At 40.2% G+C, this 24,208-nt stretch carries 19 protein-coding genes; 8 read left to right on the top strand and 11 right to left on the bottom strand.

Annotation, left to right across the window (positions count from 1 at the left end):
- Positions 1-131: 131 nt before the first annotated feature.
- The 6 genes from L0Z67_RS08140 to L0Z67_RS08165 form a co-directional block, all read right to left on the bottom strand.
- Complete coding sequence (locus L0Z67_RS08140) at positions 132-971, bottom strand: hypothetical protein (RefSeq protein ID WP_405128676.1); 840 nt, start codon at positions 969-971, stop codon at positions 132-134.
- A gap of 127 nt (positions 972-1,098) precedes the next feature.
- Complete coding sequence (locus L0Z67_RS08145; protein WP_405128677.1) at positions 1,099-1,551, bottom strand: hypothetical protein; 453 nt, start codon at positions 1,549-1,551, stop codon at positions 1,099-1,101.
- Positions 1,552-1,664: 113 nt separating this feature from the next.
- A complete protein-coding gene (locus L0Z67_RS08150) occupies positions 1,665-2,159 on the bottom strand; it encodes a HEPN domain-containing protein (protein WP_405128678.1) in 495 nt (164 codons plus the stop codon).
- A gap of 82 nt (positions 2,160-2,241) precedes the next feature.
- On the bottom strand, positions 2,242-2,805 hold the full coding sequence (locus L0Z67_RS08155; RefSeq protein WP_405128679.1) for a hypothetical protein: 564 nt from the start codon (positions 2,803-2,805) through the stop codon (positions 2,242-2,244).
- A gap of 494 nt (positions 2,806-3,299) precedes the next feature.
- The gene (locus L0Z67_RS08160; RefSeq protein WP_405128680.1) at positions 3,300-4,130 is read right to left on the bottom strand and encodes a S1 RNA-binding domain-containing protein; all 831 of its coding nucleotides are present in this window, start codon (positions 4,128-4,130) and stop codon (positions 3,300-3,302) included.
- Positions 4,131-4,132: 2 nt separating this feature from the next.
- Complete coding sequence (locus L0Z67_RS08165; RefSeq protein WP_405128713.1) at positions 4,133-5,458, bottom strand: DEAD/DEAH box helicase; 1,326 nt, start codon at positions 5,456-5,458, stop codon at positions 4,133-4,135.
- Positions 5,459-5,657: 199 nt separating this feature from the next.
- Here L0Z67_RS08165 and L0Z67_RS08170 point away from each other — a divergent pair, with 199 nt between their 5' ends.
- The 6 genes from L0Z67_RS08170 (at position 5,658) to L0Z67_RS08195 (ending at position 14,591) form a co-directional block, all read left to right on the top strand.
- Positions 5,658-6,665 (top strand): rhodanese-related sulfurtransferase, encoded by a 1,008-nt coding sequence (locus L0Z67_RS08170; RefSeq protein WP_062569036.1) that lies wholly within the window; start codon positions 5,658-5,660, stop codon positions 6,663-6,665.
- Positions 6,666-6,899: 234 nt separating this feature from the next.
- Positions 6,900-7,532, top strand: a complete 633-nt coding sequence (locus L0Z67_RS08175) for an outer membrane beta-barrel protein (protein WP_405128681.1) — start codon at positions 6,900-6,902, stop codon at positions 7,530-7,532.
- A gap of 316 nt (positions 7,533-7,848) precedes the next feature.
- Entirely contained in the window at positions 7,849-8,826 is a 978-nt protein-coding gene (locus tag L0Z67_RS08180) for an efflux RND transporter periplasmic adaptor subunit (RefSeq protein WP_405128714.1), read from the top strand.
- Positions 8,826-11,903, top strand: coding sequence for an efflux RND transporter permease subunit (locus L0Z67_RS08185; protein ID WP_405128682.1), 3,078 nt, complete (start codon positions 8,826-8,828; stop codon positions 11,901-11,903). The genes L0Z67_RS08180 and L0Z67_RS08185 overlap by 1 nt, the downstream gene beginning before the upstream one ends.
- An 82-nt stretch (positions 11,904-11,985) precedes the next feature.
- On the top strand, positions 11,986-13,884 hold the full coding sequence (locus L0Z67_RS08190; protein WP_193988782.1) for a DUF294 nucleotidyltransferase-like domain-containing protein: 1,899 nt from the start codon (positions 11,986-11,988) through the stop codon (positions 13,882-13,884).
- Positions 13,884-14,591, top strand: coding sequence for a 3'-5' exonuclease (locus L0Z67_RS08195; protein ID WP_405128683.1), 708 nt, complete (start codon positions 13,884-13,886; stop codon positions 14,589-14,591). Before L0Z67_RS08190 ends, L0Z67_RS08195 begins: the two co-directional genes overlap by 1 nt.
- A gap of 125 nt (positions 14,592-14,716) precedes the next feature.
- Here the strand turns inward: L0Z67_RS08195 and L0Z67_RS08200 are convergent, their stop codons facing one another.
- The 5 genes from L0Z67_RS08200 to L0Z67_RS08220 all read right to left on the bottom strand — a co-directional run bounded on the left by L0Z67_RS08200 (position 14,717) and on the right by L0Z67_RS08220 (position 21,902).
- Positions 14,717-16,291, bottom strand: a complete 1,575-nt coding sequence (locus L0Z67_RS08200; RefSeq protein WP_062569041.1) for a BCCT family transporter — start codon at positions 16,289-16,291, stop codon at positions 14,717-14,719.
- 340 nt (positions 16,292-16,631) lie between these two features.
- Entirely contained in the window at positions 16,632-18,299 is a 1,668-nt protein-coding gene (asnB, locus tag L0Z67_RS08205) for an asparagine synthase B (RefSeq protein ID WP_405128684.1), read from the bottom strand.
- 349 nt (positions 18,300-18,648) lie between these two features.
- The gene (locus L0Z67_RS08210) at positions 18,649-19,587 is read right to left on the bottom strand and encodes a biotin-dependent carboxyltransferase family protein (RefSeq protein ID WP_405128685.1); all 939 of its coding nucleotides are present in this window, start codon (positions 19,585-19,587) and stop codon (positions 18,649-18,651) included.
- The gene (gene pxpB / locus L0Z67_RS08215; protein ID WP_405128686.1) at positions 19,584-20,249 is read right to left on the bottom strand and encodes a 5-oxoprolinase subunit PxpB; all 666 of its coding nucleotides are present in this window, start codon (positions 20,247-20,249) and stop codon (positions 19,584-19,586) included. Before pxpB ends, L0Z67_RS08210 begins: the two co-directional genes overlap by 4 nt.
- Positions 20,250-20,381: 132 nt before the next feature.
- Positions 20,382-21,902: a leucyl aminopeptidase gene (locus L0Z67_RS08220; protein ID WP_405128687.1), complete on the bottom strand. Its 1,521-nt coding sequence runs from the start codon at positions 21,900-21,902 to the stop codon at positions 20,382-20,384.
- Between the two features lie 157 nt (positions 21,903-22,059).
- On the opposite strand from L0Z67_RS08220, the gene msrA reads away from it, so the two are divergent.
- Both msrA and L0Z67_RS08230 read left to right on the top strand, forming a co-directional pair.
- A complete protein-coding gene (gene msrA / locus L0Z67_RS08225) occupies positions 22,060-23,331 on the top strand; it encodes a peptide-methionine (S)-S-oxide reductase MsrA (protein WP_062569046.1) in 1,272 nt (423 codons plus the stop codon).
- A 79-nt stretch (positions 23,332-23,410) separates the two neighbouring features.
- On the top strand, positions 23,411-24,181 hold the full coding sequence (locus tag L0Z67_RS08230) for an amino acid ABC transporter substrate-binding protein (protein ID WP_237115210.1): 771 nt from the start codon (positions 23,411-23,413) through the stop codon (positions 24,179-24,181).
- The last annotated feature ends 27 nt before the right edge of the window (positions 24,182-24,208 follow it).

Consider the following 24,208-nt stretch of genomic DNA (forward strand, 5'->3'; position numbering starts at 1 on the left):
CACCAATTAGCCAAACGGGTCAAATCTTGACTTCAGACATTTAAATTTTAACTATGCGGTTATCGCTCACAGCCGAACTTCGCAAAAGTGCCATGAGCGGACGGTCGTAACCTTATTCACTTGTTATGTGTCTATATATGGCCATATCTATAAATAAAAAAATGTTTACTTTTTACTTCAAGCACCCCAAGGTCAAGTCCATTAAGTAGCCATCTAAATTTGGTTTTTTTAGGAATTGAATAATCCGTATCTGCATAGATATTCTTTGCAAATTCCTTGCTAGAGAGTTCAACATCCACTTGCTTAATCACATGCCAATATTGCTGAGTCATCGAATGAATATGAATAGGGTGGCCAGACATTGTTATTGGATTAGACATATATGCTGTATTTGGCGCGATTTCTCGTGACACCATGTCGTCAAATATTGCCCACATTCTTTTACGTTCATGAGACATCTCATTGCTGCTATGGTCAAACACTGAATGATCGAACAACGCCACTGCTTTAAAGGTTTCCCTTGATACTTGTGCAAATAGCACAACATTACCTTTACTTCCTTTCCCTGCTTTAAGATGAAAGTGATGAAAGCCTTTGGTATTTAATAACTGGTCTTTGTCAGCCCAAGAATCGTTTTTAGCAAGAATATTCTCTTTTGGTGTATAACCTTTAGACATTACTTTATTAGATAAATGACCTGTTAAATCTTCACCTAATTTAACTTTTTTTAATAAGCTTAAGACATCTGCTTCATGATCTTCCCATCGAGTGTCCATTAATAAATAAGGTTCAACGGTTGCGCTACGAGGGCGAACAGGAATTAACCTCGATGCCCAATGAAGATAATGAAATAATACCGAGCATAGAGATTGCGCTTGAAGCTCCTCTTTTACTTCCTTTGTGTTTGGGAAGTAAGGCATAGTTTTTATTAATTCGGTTTTAAATGCCCTGATAGTACTAGACTCTTCCATATCCTCACTCTGACACATAACGTCCGCCATAAATGGCAGCTTTGTAGTTGATTATTTTGTGGTAGTCTTTTTTACCACAAAATTAAGCAACGGAGAAGCTGTCCTCTTCATAGCCTTGTTATGCCTTTTACGCTACGGCCTCAATTATACTTTGATAGCACTCTTCGAAATGACTCATTAAACCAGCATCATTGTATTTAAGTACGAATGATCTAAAGTCACCTTCACCATCATTGATGGATTCAAAAGTTTTTAAAAACTGATTATCTGATTCAAGGATAATTGCATCGTTATTATAACCATATTTATTGAACTGATCAGCTGTGATGTCAATTTGAATCCCGTTTAATTCAAGCCAAACATGAGACTGAAGCTCACTATTATTCCCACCAGAACTCCCCCTTATTACGTAGGAGTTTGGATAACCGTTATCAACCAAAAAAGCAGCTAATAATAATGAGGCATCATCACAACTCGCATCAGGAAACTTACTTACACTTAAAGATGTTCCTGCAAAATCTAAAGGATTCATATTTTCAAGTGCAGTTCTAAATTTATTAACTAGCTCAATTAATGTCAAACAATTAACTCCTTAATATATAGGCATAACGCCCAAATAATGGACAAAAAAAGTTAGTTAAAATAGCGACGCAGGAGCAAAACCAACTGTTTTTTGTCCTGTTAATTTGCTTGTTAGCTGTTTTTGTTTAAATAATTTCCAAAGATATTAATAGCTCTAATTCCATCAGCTACAGGCAATTCATTGTAATCTAATTTTTGATCTAAAACTCTTCGAATAATAGTACCTTTCCCGTCACCAAATCTAGGGTGAACGTAAGGATTACGCATTAAGCGTAATTCTGTTAACTGTTCTTCCATATCATTATCAACAACACCAAGCTCACTAGCTTTTGAAATAAGTTTAGCAAAACCTTTTGTACAAATTGATTCGTGCTCTGTTAAGAGGAACGTGTTTGCTAAGCAGTGCTCTGCTGCCAATTGGCAGAGTAGAATACATGCAACAAAGTTACCTTGTTTAAAGCTACTTTCTATTTCATGTAAGATAAATGGATCTAAACCGCCAGAAAACAACATGTCACTTTGATGCATATCGATAACGTGACTTCTAAAAAATTTAACTCGTTTCTTAGGGGAATCAAAATCCTTGTATTTTTTCAACCACTCCAAGGGAATACTCCAAAACAGCTAACGCTTGCAGCTGCGGAAAATTGCGAGCGCAGCGAGTAATTTTTCCGATAGTCTGCACTTGTTATGCTTCTACCGAACTATCTTCAGATAACCACCGTTGTAAACGAAGTGCATTGAACTCATAGTTTCTATTCCACTCCTTTATTTCGGAGCATACTTTTTTAACTAAGCGTTCAATCTCGGCTTCATTTGAGTTATAGATATCTTTAGCCTTTTCCCATGTTTCGTCATATATAGCATTTATTTGGTCTAGTTCGTTTTCTATCTTGGTATCGGTGGAAAACCTGATCCCTCTAAGGATATAACATAGTTCTCGGAGTTTACTGTGATCACTGATGCAATCAGTCTCTAGTATTTTTTCAACCGAACGTTTATCTGAGACACTTTGAAATATGACTCCAGCCCAAAGTACACTCACCCTACGTACAAGATACTCTGATATATCTTCTTTTTTGTTTAATGAAGGGTGTATATTTATATGAGCATGTGCTTCGTGTGATTCGTACTGCGCCATCTTTTTGAGATAGATTCTTATTTCACCTACATCAAAACCAAGTACTTTTGCGACGTACCAATGGCCTATTTCATGTCTAACGACATGTTCTTTATATGCATCTAATTCCATAACACTCCCTGAGAGGCATAACATTTTAATAATGCGCTCATCGCGTATATTTCTGCCGACGCTACGCTCATTTTTCCACATTATATAGTTTTAACAAATAACCTAAGGTATTACTATTACTAAGTTTTCTTAAACTTCAAAGAAAAGTTAAATAGAACAATATGCGCGCGTCGCTCATTTTCATGAATATATGCGCAAAGCGTAGTTTGACCACTCAATTGACTATTATATTAATCCAATCTCAATGACTGGTTTTCGCTCAAAACCGCCATTAGAGTATTTACGTTAACACACTTTGGGGCAGAGATGAGTTAATCCGGAAAGGCTGCTTATGGAACAATACTGACTTTCACTTCTAAATGAAAAATTCTCAAAATAGCGTTAGAAAATTTATGGCACCCGTACGTTAAAACTATAAAACTACTAAGAATAAAAAAAGAGTAAAGCTTTCACCTTACTCTTTCAAATAATTCACTATCTTGTTATCTCGCAACTTACTTCAATCTTATCGACGTCGCTTCAATATCAATCAAACCTTGCTTAAACAAACCGCCAATGGCTTTTTTGTAGTTTGCTTTACTGGTCGAAAACGTCTTTTTAATTGCTTCAGGGTCTGATTTATCACCTAAGTGAAGTACGCCTCCTTCGGCTTTTAATTTGTCTAGGATTTTTTCGCCTAGGTCGTTTACTTTGCCCATGCCTGGCTTTTCAAGTAGTACGTCGATTTTGCCATCTTCACGTACTTTTTGAATAAAGCCTTTTAAGCGCTGGCCAACAAATAGCTTTTTAAATACGGTGTTGTAATAAACCACACCAATGTGGGCTTCGTTTACAAGTACTTTGTAGCCAAGGTCTGTTTTACCGGCAACGATTAAGTCAACTTCTTCCATTACAGAGTAAGTTGGTTCATCTTTTGATAAAAACTTATTAAAGTTGCTTGATGCACAAATACGTTGGCTGGCGTTATCGAGATATAAACGTACAAGATACGAAAAGCCGTCTTTCATTTTTGGCTTTTGTTCGTTGTATGGCGCAAGTACGTCTTTTTCGAGGCCCCAATCCATAAACGCACCGGTGCTATTAATTGCTTTAACACGTAGTAGGGCAAATTCGCCCACTTCAGCCAATGGTTTCTTTGTGGTGCCGGTTGGGTGACCTGCGTGATCTAAGTAAATGAATACTTGCACGCTGTCGCCAGCTTCTAGTTCGTAATCAATTTCTTTGCTTGGTAAGAATACTTCGCCTAAATCACGGCCATCTAAATAAGCACCTTCGTTAGACATTTCGTTAACGAAAAGGGTTTGTGTGGTTCCTAAAATACTCATTGTTATTCCTGTTCTGGCTTTTTCTTACGGCGCATTGGAGCAAAACCATCTACATCAATTGGTGCTTGAATAGGGGCTTTTGGCTTTTTAGGGGCTGCTTTGCGTTTTGGCTTTGCAGGTTTTGCAGCCACTTTTTTCTCTGCTTTTTTCCAAACTGTGTTTGGTTTTTTCTCACGCAGACCTTTAAATTTACCAACAAGGCCGTCAACGGTGAAAAAGCTTAATTCATCATTTAAAAATGCTTTAATTGCTTTGTAGCTTGGCCAATCTTTCGGGCCTACTAACGAAATAGCAGTGCCTTTAAAGCCTGCGCGACCAGTACGACCAATACGGTGCACATACTCTTCAGCATGTTTTGGTAGGTCAAAGTTAATAACGTGAGTCACGCTTAATAAATCAAGACCACGTGATGCAACATCGGTGGTAATTAAGATTTTAAAGTTTTCACGGCTAAAGGCGTCCATGATTTCAAGGCGCTTAGCCTGTGTTAAGTCACCGGCGAGTGCTTGTGCTTTAAAACCTTTATCGTTTAACAGTTGGCTTAAACGCTGAGTATCTGCACGTGTTGCGGTGAAAATAATGCATTGGCCAACATTGTCTTGTTTTACAAAGTGCTCAAGTAGGGCTTCTTTGTGGTCTAAGTGATCAGCTAAATAAAGCTGCTGAGTAATGTCACTATGTTGCTCGTTAGAAGCACTTAATAAAATTTGTTTTGGTGAACGTAATAAGTTACGTGACAGGGCATCAACCTGTGCATGGTCAAGGGTTGCTGAAAACAATAACGTTTGGCGTAAACGGTGATCAGCAAGCTCGTTGATCATTTTAACTTGCTCGGTAAAGCCTAAATCTAAAATACGGTCAGCTTCATCAAAAATTAAAAGCTCTAAGCCTGAAAGCTGTAATGAGCGTTGACTTAAATGGTCAGCTAAACGCCCCGGAGTTGCCACCACAAAATGTGGGTCTTTACGAAGTGCTTTAATTTGGTCATTAAAGTTTTCACCACCCAGTACTTTTACGGCACTAAAATTTGTGCCAGCAATTAATAACCTTAATTGGCTGTATACCTGGGTTGCTAATTCGCGGGTAGGCGCAACGATTAAAACGCGAGGGTCGCGTTTACTGAGTGCTTTTTGTTTCATTACACGTTGTACAGCAGGTAATAAAAACGCCAGCGTTTTGCCCGATCCTGTTTTTGACTGTGCAAAAATATCATGGCCTGCGATAGCTGTTGGTACCGCGTGAGCTTGAATGTCAGTGGGCTGGGTGATGCCTTGATGCGCAAGTTGTTTTTCGAGGCGTGTATCAATCCCAAGTTCAGTAAAATGCAATGCGTAATCTCCGATGAGCAAAATTTGTAAATCCTGTTCATTATAACGCACTTGCCTCACTTGGAGACAGTAAAAACACAGCTATTTCGCATCAGTTTTTGCAATTATCGCTAATTCGCGTAAAATACGCGCCCTCAATGCGCCGGATTTGCGATTCGGTTAACGCCCCACATGGGCATTTAAAGCAAAAGGTAACACCATGACTGCTGTTCATAAAGACAATGTAACTAGCGAGCACTTTGTTGTTTGCGCACTTTACAAATTTGTAGCCCTTCCTAATTTTGAAGCGATTCGCCAACCACTACTTAAAGTAATGGAAGACAATGAAGTACGCGGTACTTTGTTACTTGCGGCCGAAGGTATTAACGGTACTGTTTCTGCTAAACGTGAAGGTATCGATAACCTACTTGCATGGTTAGATTCACAACCAAACCTAGACAACATTGTGACTAAAGAGTCATACGATGACGAATGCCCGTTCTACCGTACTAAGGTAAAGCTGAAAAAAGAAATCGTCACTATGGGTGTTGAAGGTATCGACCCGCGTGAAGTAGTGGGTACATACGTAAAGCCAGCGGATTGGAATGCGTTAATTTCAGACCCTGAAGTGATTCTTATCGATACGCGAAATGATTACGAAATCGAGATCGGTACTTTTCAAAATGCGGTTGATCCAAACACCAAAACATTCCGTGAATTCCCTGCGTGGGCGAAAGAAAACCTAGACCCTGAAAAGCACAAAAAAGTCGCTATGTTCTGTACCGGTGGTATCCGCTGTGAAAAATCAACTGCGTATATGAAAGAGCAAGGTTTTGACGAAGTGTTCCACCTAGAAGGCGGTATTCTTAAGTACTTAGAAGAAGTGCCAAAAGAAGAAACCATGTGGGAAGGTGAGTGTTTTGTTTTCGATAACCGTGTTGCGGTAAATCACGATTTACAAAAAGGTTCTTACGACCAATGTCACGCGTGTCGTATGCCAATCACTGAAGAAGAAAAGCAAAAGCCTGAATACATGGAAGGTGTTTCGTGCCATCACTGTCACGACAGCCTAACAGAAGAGCAACGTGCTCGTTTTGCCGAGCGCCAAAAGCAAATTGAATTAGCACAAGCGCGTGGCGAAGGTCACATCGGTAACGAAGCGCAAGAAGTACTTCGTAAGCGCAAAGAAGCGAAAAAAGCGCAAAAAGAAGCACAGCGCCAACAGTAATTTTTAGCTTTATGAATTGATAGAAACCCCAGCATTGTCTGGGGTTTTTTGCGTTTAATAATAGTGAAAACTTTAATGTTGTTCCTTAGTGGTGTACATTAGCGCCGCTTTTGAAAAATTTTATACAACCAACTAATTTTCAAATATTTTATACAGAGCTTTTAATTCGCTGAATATATCTTATTAGCTTGGCTAGTTATTTAAAAATGTTGGAACAAAAAGAGAAGGATATCTATGAAACTTAAGCTTACAACAGCGGCACTATGCCTAATGCCGTTACTGTCGCATGCCAATTCTAATAATGAATTCAGCTACTTTGGTTTGGCGCTACAAAATAATAATTACGATATTAATTTTATCCCTTCGATAGAGCAAGATTCCTTCGCACCACTAAATTACAGTGATGAGCAGTCAGGTAAAGGCTTTAGGGGTTTTTATGGTTATCAGTTTAACCAATTTTTTGCCGTTGAAGTGGGGCTCGGTTTACCTGGGGAGGCAAACTTTAATATTTATCGTGATACGGTCAATAATAAAAATGAACCGACTAAGGAAACTGTGTACGAAGGAGATTTTAAAACACTTTCCTTTGATACACGAATTATTGCCACTTACCCAATTACGGGGAGTTTTTTCCTAAGAGTACACGCTGGTGCGTACGTCTGGGACAATGATTTTAGCTACTTACAAGAATCAGCAGAATCTTATAGCGTGGTTGAAAAAAGTGATACAGGAGTATCCTTGTTAACGGGCTTTGGTGTTGGCTATGGTTTTAGTGATAACGTAGCGGTTTCAATCGACTATGAAAAAACAGACATAGCCGATATCTCAACACAAACAATCGTGGCATCGCTTATGTTTAGGTTTTAACAGTTACCAAGGTAAACATCTAGTCGCTCGATTTATTTAAAAAGTGAGTAGCCATTGCCATACTACTCACTTCTCATTATTACTCTTTACTCAGTACCAGCGCTATATCAATTAGCTAATAATATTTTGCTTGCAGCCCTTGATTAATAAGCCTAACCAGTCTTTATAATGACATTAGCCGCACTGAACTGCTATTAATCGAACATATCTTCTTATTGATCACAAAGCTGTTACACTTCGTAACAATTAAAACGATTCTTATTTAGGTGAAATTTTGAAGCTTGGCAGATTTCAATCATGGACATTTTTAGCCTGTATTAGCTTTATAACAGTAGCGCATGCAGCAAATGTTGTCGTACAACCCGTTACATTAGAACAAACAAAACAGCAAATAAAAGCGGTTGGTAACGCTGAGGCAATTCATTCAGTAACACTTTATCCTGCTGTCGGGGATAGAGTCACCCATGTACATTTCAAACCAGGAGATAATGTCGAAAAAGGTGAATTGTTACTCGAGTTAGATTCTCGCCGTCAAAAAGCAGCCCTTACAGAAGCTCGAATTACATTACAAGATACTGAGCGCACTATGAAGCGATTAGTTGAAAGTCATGCCAGAGGTGCTGTTCCACAAAGTGATCTAGATGATGCTAAAACCTTATTTGAACTGGCTAAAGTTAAGTTAACTCAGGCTGAAACTGAATTAGAAGACCGTCAAGTGCGTGCCCCATTTAGTGGCGTGATGGGCCTTACCGATGTTGAAGTAGGCGATAGGATCACCACCCAAACAGCTATTGCAACAATTGATGACACTACTGAGCTTTATATTAACTTTAATGCGCCAGAGGCCGCTGTTAATGTATTGCGTAACAAAGGCAGTGTGGAAGTGACTCCTTGGCTTAGCGAGAAAGCTTACGAGGCAAAAATTGCACAATTAGATTCGCGTATAAATGGACAAACGCGCACTTTAAGAACGAAAGCAAAACTTGATAACTCATCCAAGCAGTTTATGCCGGGGATGAGCTTTCGAGTCCATATAAATATACTTGGTGATGATTTCGCTGTAGTACCTGAAGCTGCCATGATGTGGGGCGCTGCTGGTCCTTATGTGTGGAAAAGCGCTGATAATAAAGCAACCCGTGTTGATGTCAAAATTGAACAGCGATTAGCAGGGCGTTTACTCGTGTCCGGTGGATTAAAACAAGGTGATTTACTCGTAACAGAAGGTGTTCAGCGTTTACGTCCTGGCCAAGAGTTAGTTCATATTAATGATATTAAACTAGCCAAGGAGCAATAATGAAACAGCAACCTATGATGGAAGATTTACCATCAATGGCAATACGTCGGCCAGTATTAATTGTGGTGCTGAATTTGTTGATCATCATTGCTGGTATTGCAGCGATAGCAGGTGTTGAAGTTCGTGAATTACCTGACGTGGATAGACCTCGAATTACTGTTTCAGCCTCATTTCCTGGTGGCTCACCCGAAACTGTAGATACCGAAGTAACCAGTAAGCTTGAAGGAGCTGTAGCAAGGGTAAGTGGCGTTAAGACTATTCGCGCTCAAAGTGAAGAGAATAACGCTCGTATTGTGGTTGAGTTTCGACCTGGCATAAATTTAGACGATGCAGCAAATGAAACTCGAGAATCAGTCGCGCGTGTTCAGCGTGAACTACCTGAGGAAGTTGAACGTGTATCTATAATAAAAGCCGATAACGATGCCGAAGCGGTTGTATCGTTAACGGTATCAAGCGAAAGCTTGTCACTTGAGGCGTTAACAGAGCGCGTTGATGTCGATTTAGCACCGCAGTTTTTAACTATTCCAGGGGTTGCTGATGTACGCTTAAACGGCGACCGCGAACGTGTATTACGTGTTCGAATAGACCCACTTAAACTGAGTAGCTTTAATCTAACTGTACCTGATATTGCTAACGTGCTTCGCCAAGCGCCTTTTGACGTACCAGCGGGAAGTTTAAAGTCGAGCGATCAACAAGTGATCGTGCGTGCCGATGCAACATCTATTTCTGCTGAGCAGGTAGCCGATATTATTGTTCGTGATGATACTCGAATTGGTGATGTCGCTGCGGTGTATTTTGGCCCTGCAGATCCACGTTCATTCGTAAGACTCAATGGCACGCCTGTGATTGGTATGGAAATTATTCGCCAAGCACAGTCAAATACTATCGAAATATCTGATGAAGTTCTTAGCTTAATTGAAAGAATGCGCGAACGTTTTCCTGAAATGGAGTTTACGCTTACCTCTGATGACGCACAGTTTATTAGAAGCTCCGTTGATGAAGTTATCAACTCTTTATTACTGACAGTGTTGCTGGTGGTGATTACGCTGTGGGTGTTTATTGGCTCATGGCGAGCAACCCTTGTTCCTGCCTTTGCAATACCTGTGGCATTAATTGGATCGCTCGCGCTTATTTGGGCACTTGGTTTTTCGATTAATATTTTAACTTTACTGGCGTTAGTGTTAGCAACAGGCCTAATTGTTGATGATGCGATTGTGGTGAGTGAAAACATACAGCGTCAGCGTGGTTTAGGGTTGGGCAGACGTGCAGCAGCGGTTATTGGCACCCGTGAAGTTTTTTTTGCAGTAGTGGCAACGACCGCAGTACTTGCAGCAGTATTTGTGCCTATCGCCTTTTTACCTTCAACAGCAGGGCGACTGTTTAGAGAATTTGGTGGGGTACTAGCCGGTGCAGTGATTATTTCCAGCTTTGTAGCCCTTTCATTAGTACCAGCATTGACCTCTAAGCTGAAATTAAAGCAAGGTGGTTTTCATCCTTTCGCTAAATTGGGACATGGTTTAGCAGCGATTTATAAACGCTCTATTCATGGTGTGCTTGAACATGCGTGGTTAACATTTTTTGCGTGTTTATTGGTTGCTGCAGGCTCTGGTGCACTTTATTTCAATTTAGATAATGAGTTATTACCAACAGAAGATCGCGGCAAAATTCGGATTTTTGCCCGTGGCCCAGATGGGGTTGGCCTTAATTTTATGGATAGGCAAGCCGTGCAAATGGAAGATATTTTATTACCTTATGTTGAAAGCGGAGAAATTGAGTCAATTTACACTGTGGTTGGGCAGTGGGATCCTAACATCGTATTCATTACAGTACCGTTAAAGCATTGGGATGAACGTCATTTTAGTCAGCAAGAGATTATTGATAAAATTCGCGAACCATTAGGTAATATTCCAGGAGCTGCGGGTTATCCTGGTGGCTCAAATAGCTTGAACTTACGTGGTCAAGGTGGGGGAATCGAGCTTGCACTACTTGGCCAAGACTATTTAGAGATATTTAAAGCCGCACAAGACTTCTCTGCTGAAATTGAAAAAGCGATGCCAGCTGTTGCCCCTGTGCGTATTTCGTATCAGCCATCGCAGCCACAATTGCGGGTTAATATTGATAGGCGCCGCGCTGAAGAGCTAGGGGTATCGCTCAGTGATATATCAGTGACGCTTCGAGCGGCAATCAATGGTGATGATATCGCCGATTTAAACATTGGTGATCAATCAATCCCAATTATGCTGCAAGCTCAAAACCAAACAATAACGAACCCTGGCGATTTAGCTAATCTCTATGTTGGCACGCGCGATGGGGAGCTGGTGCCACTTAGCAGCGTCGCAACTATTACGGAAGAAGGGGTTGCTGCAGAGCTTGAGCGTCATGCACAGCGAAGAGCTATTGAGCTAAGCATGGAGTTACCTGAGGATGTGACAATCGCTGAGCTGGTAACTAAAATTCGTGAAATTTCTCAGCAAAGTTTACCAAGTGGTATTAGTCTCGCGTTTAAAGGTGAAGCCCTTACCTTTGAAGAAACCGCCAATGAAGTACTGGTAACCTATGTTTTAGCATTCTTAATTGTGTTACTGGTGTTGGCAGCCCAGTTTGAGAGCGTTAATAGTGCCATAGTGGTAATGATAACCGTACCGTTCGGTATTACATCGGCAATATTAGCCCTGTATTTAACGGGTACCTCATTGAACATTTACTCACAAATAGGCCTTGTGATGTTAATTGGTTTGATTGCTAAAAATGCGATTTTATTGGTGGAGTTTGCTGACCAGTTACGGGATCAAGGCCGCTCTGTTAGAGTTGCAGTCGAAGAAGCCGCTTTGGTGCGTTTACGACCTATTGCCATGACATTGGTTTCAACTTTACTGGGTGCTTTACCGCTCATTCTTTCAACCGGGGCGGGAGCCGAAGCACGAAATGCAATAGGCTGGGTTGTATTTGGAGGTTTAGCCCTTGCAGTGTTATTTACGCTTTATTTAACTCCAGTTATTTACCTCGGTTTAGCGCGCTTTACTAAACCAAGAGGGGATGAGTCTAAACTACTTGCCGATGAGCTTGAAAAAGCTTAATTCATTAAAATCGGCTATTTTTCTTTGAAAAAATAGCCGATTACGCTCACAATCAAGAAAAAGTTTCTAACTAGGTACGCATATGCAAGCCGAACACATCGATATTGCCCAATTTTTGAAAGATCATGCTCCTTTTGATGATCTCCCTGATGAGGCCATTAATAAACTCGCATCACAAGTTGAAATTGCTTATTTTCGCGCAGGTACACAAATATTAAATTATGGCGAAGATATCGCTGATTTATACGTTATTCGTACCGGTGCGGTTGAAATGTATCGTCGTGACGGAGACTTGTATAACCGTTTAACTATTGGCGGTATTTTTGGGCAAATGGGTTTGCTAATGAATCGTAAAGTTCGGTTTCCAGCAAAAGCACTTGAAGACACACTTGTTTATTGTATCAATGTAGAGTTATTTAATCAGTATTGTGACCAGTTTGATGCCTTTGCGGATTTTTTTGAAGCCGACGGTAATGTGCGTTTACATCAAGCAATCGTTGAGCAAGCTGATAGTAACGATTTAACCACAGCTAAGGTAAAATCTTTATTGCATCGTGATGTTGTCACGGTTGCCAAAGATGCGACAGTTCAAATGGTGGCGCAGGTAATGACACAAGAGTCGGTTTCCTCTGTTCTAGTTACTGACGCAGACAAACCTATTAGTGATGACCCCGATGATGATGACGGTCAAGTAGTGGGGATCATTACCGACAGAGACTTACGCTCAAGTGTAATTGCTAAAGGGCTGAGTTATGAGTCACATGCTCAGCAAATAATGCAAACAGATTTACTACTCCTTGATAGCAATGCGTATGTATTTGAAGCTGTTCTCGCCATGCTTAGAGACAATATTCATCATCTTCCCATAGTGGTGAAGAAAAAGCCTATAGGTGTTATTTCATTATCCGATATTTTACGTTACGAGTCGCAAAGTAGCTTGTTATTAGTGCGCGGTATCTTAGCGCAGCAATCGGTGGAAGATTTAGCACATTATGCAAGGCAACTTCCTAATGTGTTTGTGCGTATGGTGAATGAAGATGCTAATTCACACATGATTGGCACGGCAATGGCCGTAATAGGGCGCACATTTAAACAGCGCTTGCTTGATTTAGCTGAAGAGCAATTTGGCCCACCGCCTGTTCCGTATTGTTTTATCGCATTAGGGTCTATGGCGCGAGATGAGCAGTTAATTGTGACCGACCAAGACAATGCCATTATTCTTGATAATAGTTTTGATGAGTCTATGCACGATGATTATTTCCAAAAGCTAGCTGATTTTGTCTGTGATGGCTTGGCTGAGTGTGGTTATAAGTACTGCGATGGTGAAATTATGGCGTCATTTAAAAAGTGGCGTTTAACACGAGAACAATGGCAAGAACAATTTGCAGGCTGGATAGCAGAGCCTAAGCCTCAAGCTTTATTACACAGTTCAATCTTTTTTGATTTGGACGGCGTTTACGGCAAAACCAAGTGGGCTGATGAATTAAAACGTTTTATTGCAAAAGAAGGGCGTAGCAATAAACGATTCTTAGCCAATATGGCAGCGAATGCGCGTAACCGAACCCCACCGCTAGGCTTTTTTAAAGATTTCGTTTTAGAGCACAATGGTCAGCACAAGCGTTCTATGAATTTGAAACGCCGTGGGACAGCACCTTTGTCTGATGTTATACGTGTACACGCACTGGCAATTGGCAGTCGAAAGCAAAATTCATTTGAGCGTCTTGAAGACATTATCGATGCAAAGCTTCTTCCCGAAGGCAAAGCGCAAGACTTACGAGATGCCCTTGAATATATCGCTATGATCCGCATTCGACATCAAGCGTGGCAAATTGAAATGCTCGATGAAGAACCTGATAACGATTTAGAGCCACATTTGCTATCGCCTTTTGAGCAGCGAAACTTAAAAGAGGCGTTCGCTATTTTAGATAAAGCGCAAAACTTCTTAAAATTTCGCTACTCTGCCAATTCAGGAATGAAATAATGGCCGTTCACCCTTCAAAAATTGATTGGCCGAAGCGTTATGAGCAGTTAGCTGAAAAAAGTACGCATCCATTAATTAAACATTTTTACCAGTCGACTATATCAAATGGCAGCTTACCGATTAGTGAAGTACCATTGGTTGCGTTAGACTTTGAGACGACCGGTCTAAATTTTGATAAAGATGATATTGTCAGTGTCGGGTTAGTGCCATTTAATGTAAGGCGTATTTTTTGTAAACATAGTCAGCATTGGGTCGTGCAACCAAGACAAAAACTCGCTGAAGAGTCTATTGTTATTCATGGCATAACTCATTCAGAGGTAAGCGAAGCTCCTGACTTTACATCGATTATGGAACCGCTGCTTGATGCTTTGCAAGGCAAGCTGATTGTTGTGCATTTTGCGCCTATTGAACGGCACTTTCTATTTCAAGCGCTTAAAGCACGATTAGGCGAAGGTCTCGAATTTGCAGTGATAGACACGCTTGAGTTGGAGAGAAGAGCACTCAAAGCAAAGCAAGGCCTATTAGGACGATTATTAAATACAAAGCTCGGTTCTGTGCGTTTAGCTGATTCACGATCTCGCTACTCTCTACCCGTTTATCAAAATCATAATGCACTCAATGATGCGATCGCGACAGCAGAGTTATTGCAAGCTCAAATCGCATATCATTATCGCCCCGATACCCCATTAAGCGAATTGATTGTTTAAACTAACGAGACTGAGATGGTGGTGGGGAAGTATACAAACATTAAGCAGCAATTCTGAAAACGTATTAATAGAACAGTTCATTCAAAAAACGCCGCAGATGCGGCGTTTTTTACATGTTTAATCGATTAGTTTCTTGGCTCAGTTTTTAAACCAAGCAGCAAGCTCACACACATAAGCAGCAATACAAATGTGAAAGGTAAGCCAGTCGATACAGCGCCAGCTTGTAATGCCTCGATAGCTTGCGTGCCGCCAATCCAAACTAGAGCAGCAGCAATTGCACCTTCAATGGTCGCCCAGAAAATGCGCTGTGGCACAGGCGCATCGACCTTACCGCCTGCGGTAATCGAATCGATAACGAGTGAACCTGAATCAGACGAAGTGATAAAGAACACGAGTACCAGCACAATTGCAATGAATGAAAGCACTTGTGACATAGGTAAAGCTTCAAACATTTGGAACATAGCCAGTGGTACATCGGTTAAGCCTTTTTCTCCTAGTACACCCACTTTATCCACCACTTGCTCAATTGCGATACCGCCATAAATTGACATCCAGAAGATAGTAACAACGGTAGGTACGAGTAATACAGCAATTAAGAACTCACGAATTGTACGTCCTTCAGATACGCGCGCAATGAACATACCTACAAACGGTGACCATGAAATCCACCAAGCCCAGTAGAATACAGTCCAACCGTGCATCCAGGTTTCATCTTCACGGCCATGCGGGTTACTCAGTGGAATAATGTTTTCGACATAACCCATTACTGTATTAGAAAGGTTGCCAAATGCTGCAGAAAAACCAACAAGTGCAACAAACACGAGTAATACAAAAGCGATAATCATGTTTACATTACTAAGTAGTTTTACACCACCGTCGATACCGCGAACGACAGAAATCACAGCAAGTAAAGTCACACCAACAATAACGCCAATTTGTAAGCCAATGCCGCCATCGGTTCCAAATACATGATTGATACCAGCAGCCGCTTGTTGTGCACCTAAACCAAGTGAGGTCGCTAGACCAAATAAGGTTGCAAGCACAGCCAGAATGTCAATAAGGTGACCAGGCCAGCCCCACGCTTTGTCACCTAAAATAGGGTAAAAAATCGAGCGAATAGATAACGGCAGGCCTTTGTTATAACAAAAGAATGCGAGTGAAAGTGAAACCACCGCGTAAATTGCCCAAGGGTGTAAACCCCAATGGAACATAGTTGCACCCATTGCTAGTTTGGCAGCTTCTGGCGTGTTAGCTTCAACGCCGAGTGGTGTTTCATACCAGCCTGTAAAATAGGCAACGGGCTCAGCTACACCCCAAAACATTAAGCCAATACCCATACCTGCAGCAAATAGCATTGCCAGCCATGAAATACGAGAGTGGGTTGGTCGCGCTTCTTTGCCACCAAGGCGGATATTACCGTAAGGAGACACAATTAACGCCAAGCAAAACAATACGAATAAGTTTGCTGACCACATAAAAAAGCCATCAAAATTATTAATAATGTCATTCTTAATGCCGTTAAGGGTTAATTTAGCGGTTTCTGCGTCAGAAATGAGTGTAGCCACTAAAAATAGCGCAATTAAGCCTGCACTAATACCAAACACGGGGTTATGCACATCAAAGCCCCATTTTTGTACATTGTCCTGACCGACAGTGTAATCTGTATTGTCGATACTGTACTTGTCATGATGTTCGCTCATGAATACCTCTTGTTGTAATTTTATTTAGCAGATAGCTAAACGGCCGGTAGGCACACAAATTAGCTATATCAGTATTTTTACGTTCGAAATTTAAAAATAGTTTGAATACTAATCATAATAGTGCCCATGATTAATCTTTAGTGTAGGAGGTCGTACACAAATGTAAATGCTTTTGTCCCTAAATATCCGAATAAATACAGTTTTTTAGCTCATTTGAATGTAATTTAAACAGTTGTGGTGTAGATAGGTAATTATTTGATGACAGTGAAATTTTCGAGATGCTAGATTGTTACATTGATTAAATAGCTGCAAGCGGAACTTGCAGCATCATATTAAAAGCTTATTTTTTATACGCGTCGTTGTGAACGCCAGCAGCACGACCAGAAGGATCTGCATTGTTTTGGAATGATTCATCCCAAGCTAGAGCTTCAGGTGTTGAACATGCAACAGACTTTCCATGAGGAACACATTTAGCGGCGGCATCACCTGGGAAGTGTTCTTCAAAAATACTACGATAGAAATAGGCTTCTTTAGAATCAGGCGTATTAATTGGGTATTTGTATTTTGCATTAGCCAGATCTTGGTCGCTTACTTGCTCGTTCACATACTCTTTTAAAGTATCAATCCAGTTATAACCCACGCCATCAGAAAATTGCTCTTTTTGACGCCACAGTACTTCATCTGGTAGGTAGCCGTCGAATGCTTCACGAATAATGTGTTTTTCGATTTTGACGTCTTTACACATTTTTGCTTCAGGGTTGATACGCATTGCGACATCAACAAACTCTTTGTCTAAGAACGGTACACGTGCTTCAACCCCCCATGCAGCCATCGATTTATTAGCACGTAAGCAGTCAAACATATGAAGCTTAGACACTTTACGGTTAAGTTCTTCATGGAACTCTTGCGCATTTGGTGCTTTATGGAAGTATAAATAACCACCAAATAATTCGTCAGCACCTTCACCCGATAATACCATTTTAATACCCATGGCTTTGATTTGGCGTGCCATTAAATACATTGGCGTTGAGGCGCGGATGGTGGTTACGTCATACGTTTCGATGTGATAAATCACTTCACGTAGTGCATCAATACCTTCTTGAATCGTAAAGTGAATAGGGTGGTGAACCGTGCCAATCATATCAGCTACTTTTTGTGCCGCAGCTAAGTCAGGTGAACCTTCAAGCCCAACCGAAAATGAATGAAGCTTTGGCCACCATGCATCAGATTCGTCGTTATCTTCAATCCGTTTTGCAGCAAAACGTTGCGTTATAGCAGAAATAACCGATGAATCTAAACCACCAGATAGTAATACACCATAAGGAACGTCACACATTAATTGGCGTTTAACAGCCGCTTCTAACCCTTGTTTTACATCACTAACTTTAGCATCGTTGTCTTTTACTGCATCATAGCTTTGCCAATCGCGGGCGTAGTATTTTCGTAATTGACCATCTTTGCTCCATAAGAAGTGCCCAGGAGGGAACTCTTCAATGTGTTTACAAATTGGCGAAAGTGCTTTTAATTCTGAGGCTACATAAAAGTTACCATGCTCATCATGACCCGTATAAAGTGGAATAATACCGATATGGTCACGGCCTATTAAGTAGGCATCTTGCTCTTCGTCGTATAAACAAAACGCAAAAATACCATTTAAGTCGTCTAAAAATTCAGGACCTTTCTGCTTGTATAAAGCCAATATGACTTCACAGTCTGATTGCGTTTGAAAAGTAAAATCGGTTTCTAGATTTGCAGCTAATTCTTTGTGGTTATAAATTTCACCATTAACAGCAAGTATATTAGTACGTTCAGGGTTATACAGTGGTTGGGCACCACTTGATACACCGACAATAGCAAGGCGTTCATGAACTAAAATCGCTTTATCAGACGAATATACGCCAGACCAATCAGGCCCGCGGTGTCTTAAAAGTTTTGACATCTCAATTGCTTGACCACGCAATTGTGTGGGATCAGATTTAATATCTAATACACCAAAAATTGAACACATAGTGACTCCTCATTCCTATTATGTGTGCAGTTAACATAAATTTAAAACTGCGAACCTTTGTTTTAACAGAAATAATTACCTAAGTCACACAGGTTTTCTAAATATTTAAGAATAAAATATGCACCACAATAGGTGGGTGTTGCACCAAAATGATCAATAACTGTTTTGCAATAAGCTCATAGACAATGGATAAATCGGAAATCGCTCTATATTTAAAAGCGAGTAGCTATTTTGCAGTTAGTCTTTGCACTAGTTTTGTGCAATAGACTACTTAAATAATTTGTACTGACGATCTTGTGTATACAAGTATCTATAAATAGAGCAGCACCGAGGTGTGCTGCTCACTATTTTACTGTTTATTTTTATATTCTAGAGCAATTTTTAATTGATTTAGGTGAGAAGTTAGTTTTTGTTGTGCTTTGGTTGCCTCATTTAGACTGACGAATTCAAAGTGTAAAAAATCCCCCGGTTTTAATTGGGCAAAGTGTCTCAAATCAGCCTCAATCACTGTACCAAGTAATGGATAACCACCCGTTGTTTGAGCATCATTTAAAAGAACAATAGGCTCGCCACTCGATGGCAACTGGATACTACCAGGCATGACTGCCATAGAAGGTAATGATAAAGCATGTTCTAATTTGCATTCATCACTACTTAACCTCGCTCCCATGCGGTTACTACTCGGCGAAATATGCCATGAATGATTAGTAAACTTGTCGATGCTTTGCTCTGACAGTAATTTATTGTGAGGGCCTTCATAAACACGTATGTGTGTACTTTTTGGTGGAAGCATCGCACCTAAACCAATTTTGGTTTTGTACTGTGGTGTAATGTCTATGCTGTCACCAGGATTTAAAGCGTTACCATGTAAACCACCAAACTTAGCGGTTAAATCGGTAGAATAAGAGCCTAATATAGGCGTTGGTAATTGCCAAATACCCCCTATAGCAAGGTAGCTTCGAAATCCGTGTCGTGCAGCATTAAGCTTTAATACATCGCCTTTTTTTATGTAATAGCTCCAGCCTGGTTGAATAGGGTTACCATTGACTGTGGCTTTCATATCCGTGCCGTGTAGGGCAATGTAGTAATCATTATCGAATTTAATTTCAGCAAGACCCAGCGTGATTTCAAGTACAGGGCAATTATCAGGGTTACCGACTAATCGGTTACAAATAATTTGTGCATATGGGTCAATGCAACCTGATTGACCAATACCTAAATGTCTCGAACCTGTGCGTCCTTGATCTTGTATAGACATTTGCATACCCGGTTTAACAACGGTGATCACGATAGCACCTCCTTGATTGTAAACTCGATGGTATCACCTGGCGCAAAAGCGCAAGGAGAGGGGGCATTAATATCAAATAATTTAAAGTCGGTGTGACCTATAATTTGCCAGCCACCTGGTGAAGTTTCTGGGTAGATACCAGTTTGTTCACCGCCAATAGCAACTGAACCCTTAGGAACAGATGTACGAGGATCGCTACGTCTTGGTGTGTATAACTTTTTATCTAAACCACTTAGATAGGCAAAGCCAGGCTGGAACCCTAAAAATAATACATGGTAGGTGCCACTACTATGTAATTGTACTACATCATCCACGCTTAGGTTGTGATAGTGTGCAACATGTTTAATATCAGAGCCATGAACTCCACCGTACCGTGTCGGTAACTTATGGTGGGTAGAGTTAAATTTTAATAATGAGACTTCAAGCCAGTGCTCATTCAAAGCTGATAACCAATACTGCAGTCTTAAAGGATCGTTTAAATATAAAGTCAGATTATTGTTCGCTGGCACCACATCAATAAAATCACCAGATTGTTGGCAGAGTTGTGCTAAAGCCCAGACCTTTTTTTGTGTTTCTAGAATTGTCTGTTCTGAATGACTTACATCAAAATAAATGCAGTGAGTGGTAAGTACAGTAATCGATGGCGAGCTGTATGTAGTCATTGCATCCCAATTTAAAAGTGATTAGTCATAGCAACATAGCATAAAAGCACGAATTTGTTGATGTAAATACAGTTTTTGTATTTTAATCGAGTGTTAATTGCCTACAATCTGCTGTTGTAGGCAATCTTTTTGTTACTGGTTGTTTAGAAGCCAGTTAGATAACAAACGCACACCGTAACCAGTGCCGCCTTCAGCAAGCTCATCTTTTGCTTTGCTGTTAAGCGCATTTCCGGCAATATCAATGTGAACCCAGCGAGTTTCACCCGCAAAGTTTTTCAGGAAGCTTGCTGCTGTTGTTGCACCTGGGCCATGTGAAGCAATATTTTTTAAGTCTGCGATATCAGACTTTAGTGCATCTTCGTAGCCTAGTGGTAAACGCCATACATTTTCGTTTACGTGTTTACCAGCGATCGTTAGTTGTTCTACTAGTTGGTCATCCTCAGAGAAAATGGCGGCATAGTCATTACCTACAGCACCAATTTTAGAGCCGGTTAATGTTGCAACATCAACCATAATACTTGGTTTAAATTTATCACGAGCGTACCACATTGCATCGCTAAGCACTAAACGACCTTCAGCATCGGTGTTTACAATTTCTACGCTTAGACCTTCGGCTGTGCGTACTACATCGCCAGGTGCAACGGCAAATTGTGACACCATATTGGCTGCCATGCCCATTACTGCAACGACATTAGTATCAGCTTTTGCAAGTGCCATTGCTTTAACCGTTCCAAGTACCGCTGCTGCACCGGCCATATCTGATTTCATGCGGGCTATTGATGCACCTGTTTTTAGACTATAACCACCAGAATCAAAAGTAATACCTTTACCCACTAAAGCAATCGGTGTATTTTTATTACCTTGATAATGCGCAACAACTAAACGTGAACCTTGTTCGCTCCCACGACCAACTGCTTCTAGTGCACCCATACCAAGCTTTTTGATTTGCTTAGGCTCTAAAATAGAAATTTTGACACCTAACTTTTTAAGTTCTTTTGCAGCTTTTGCAAAATCAGCCGGCGTCATTTCAGTTGCAACTTCACTTGTTAAGTCGCGTGCTAAAAATACGCCTTCTTCTATGTGTTGCAGTAAAGTATGGTTTTTGACCGCTTGGTCTATATTTTCAACATCGACTGTGTAGCTCACTAAGTGACTATCTTTTTCTTTTTTGTAAACTTCAAAGCGGTGATCACGTAGATTTGCGCCATGGGCAAACTCTGCAGCGTATTTAGCGTTAGTTTCTTGATCAGTGATTGTAGAGAAATCAAGGCTGACGTTTTCTTGTTTTGCTTTATGTAGCTGTGCATGTACATTGCCACCCAGCTTTGCCATTTTAGCTGCATTTAGCTTTGCTTGCTCACCTAAGCCAACTAAAAGAATACGTTGATGCTGGCTACCATTTGGAGCAATGATCTCTAATGTTTTACCATATTTAGCTTCAAAGTCTGAAAAATCAATCACTTTGTTAATATGAGTTTGTGTCTCTGAGGCTAAATGGTTAAATTTGGCGATTTGTGTTTCAGTGTCTAAAAACAATACCAAAGTGTTATCTGTAGCTTGAATAGATTGCTTAAAAGTGAACTCTGCTGCATTCACTTGCGTAGCAAGCGTTATACCCAATGCAAGAGCAGATAAGCTATGTGCAATTCTCATTTATATATCCCAATGTTAAAAAAAGCTTTTTTTACCCTATTAACACTAAAGAGTTAAATTTTAAGCGGTGAATAGCCCGTGGGATGCGTTTAAGTTGAAATATTTTATATTTCTCTTAGGTCTATTAAATACACACGCTATGACGAGGTAAATTAGTATGACAATTAAGTCTTTATTGGTGGCATGGTTCACCGTCAGTGCAGTTGCTAGTATCAGTCCCGTTTTGGCTAAAGAAGACCTGCCTAATGCAACTAAACATATTGAAACTATAGTATTAGGTTCGGGTTGTTTTTGGGGCGCAGAAAAACGCTATGAAGCCCTCAACGGTGTGCTCGATGCGGTATCGGGTTATGCTGATGGGCAGGGCTTTAAGGCGACATATAAAAACATTACACGTAGCTCTCGTCGTTTTGATGAAAACAATTACGCTGAGGTAGTCAAAGTTACTTATAACAGCAACAAATTAAGCACAGAAGATCTTTTAAAACATTACTTTGAAAGTCATGATCCGACACAGCTTAATCGGCAGGGCAATGATATTGGCACACAATATCGGTCGACTATTCTAACCAGCAACTCCAATCAACTTGTTAGTGCAAATCGCCTTAAAGAAGCGTATCAAAAAAAATTATCATCAGCGGGATTTGGCGAAATTAAAACGGTAATAAAACCGCTTGATAGGTTTTTTAAAGCAGAGGAGTATCATCAAGACTATATAAAGAAAAACCCGAATGGCTACTGTCCTGATCATTCTACAGGGGTTGTATTTAGCCCATCTGAAAAGCCTAAAATAGATAACACTGCCTTACTCGCTAACAAACATATTGTAGTAATTGATGCTAAAGGCTATTGCCCGTATTGCGAAAAATTTAAAAAAGAAGTTGCTAATGCATACAAGGGCACAATCCCTATGACTTTTCGCCATGCGGATCAACTTGCTGGCTTGGTTATTAACACACCTACTTGGGCAACACCTACACTTTTATTTATCGAAGATGGTAAAGAAGTTTATGGTCGTCAAGGGTATGTGAATAAGGAAGAGTTTTACAAAGCATTGGGCGCATTTAAATTGGGTGACAGTGAGGCCTTTAGAGTGGCATTTCATTCCAGAACAGATAGCCCGTTTTGTAAGGAATACGACATTTTTAAAAATACCCCAGATGGCATTTTTATTGACAAATTAAGTGGTGCACCATTATTTGATACCCGAGATAGATTTAATTCGGGAACAGGGTGGTTGTCTTTTACTCACCCAGTCAAAAATAGTGTAACGATGCATGAAGATAATAGCTATGGTATGCAGCGTATCGAGCTAAAATCGAAAAGTTCAGGAATTCACTTAGGGCACTTATTTCCGGGGGAAGGTCCAAGAGGGCAAGATAGATATTGTATTAATGCTACAGTACTTGAATTTGTTCCGCGTAGTTAAATGTTATTAGTAAAAATTAGTTGAAACCATAGTTATAGCCTATCCTAAAACTATGACTGGAGAAACAAGATACTTTTTCGTGTTGAAAACCAAACTAATTTATACGTTAATTTTAAAATTGTGCTTATTTTCTAATGGATTAGTGTGTAAGGAATTAAAAGCCATCGTGATAGGTGTAGAGAATATAGAGTATCTACCTTATTACGATGGCAGTGACAGTAAGAAGCCTAACTTCACTGGATTTAGTGAAAAATTGCTTAAACAATTCAGCCGAGAATTTGGTTATAGCGTTAAGTTTTATCCCGCCCCTTTAAATCGTCTTTATAGGGATCTGGTTGCCGAAAACTATATTGATTTTAAATATCCTGACAATCCGCAGTGGCAAAAATCCTTTAAAGATACATTTTCGAAACCTAACCCGATTATTTACTCAGAATCAATTTTGAATACAGTGACAGGCATTGCGAGTTTGCAACAAAATACCACGCTTTCTGATTGTAGCAGGATAGGTAAAGTTCGAGGCTTTACATCACAAAGTTATAAATCACATTTTATGAAAAAGCAGATCGACGTTGTGGAGACGGCTGATACGACTGAATTAATTTCTTTATTACTTTTAAAGCGAATAAATTGTATTTACATATCTAAAGATGTTTTGAACTATAAAATGCGAGAAGAGTTTGAAAATAGAGTGCCCGTGTACTTTCACGATAAACTTGCGGTAGATGTGCAAAGTTTCCATCTATCAACAGTTAAATACCCTGATGTTATTGAGCAATTTAACTTATATCTATCTACCCACAGTGACCAAGTTAGAGCTTTAAAGCAGCAGTTTGATATTGGCCTTTAATCAGCTCGAAAAAAAGCCCGGTCAGAA

The organism is Pseudoalteromonas sp. PB2-1 (genome assembly GCF_045040605.1).
In the GTDB taxonomy this organism is placed as follows: domain Bacteria; phylum Pseudomonadota; class Gammaproteobacteria; order Enterobacterales; family Alteromonadaceae; genus Pseudoalteromonas; species Pseudoalteromonas arabiensis.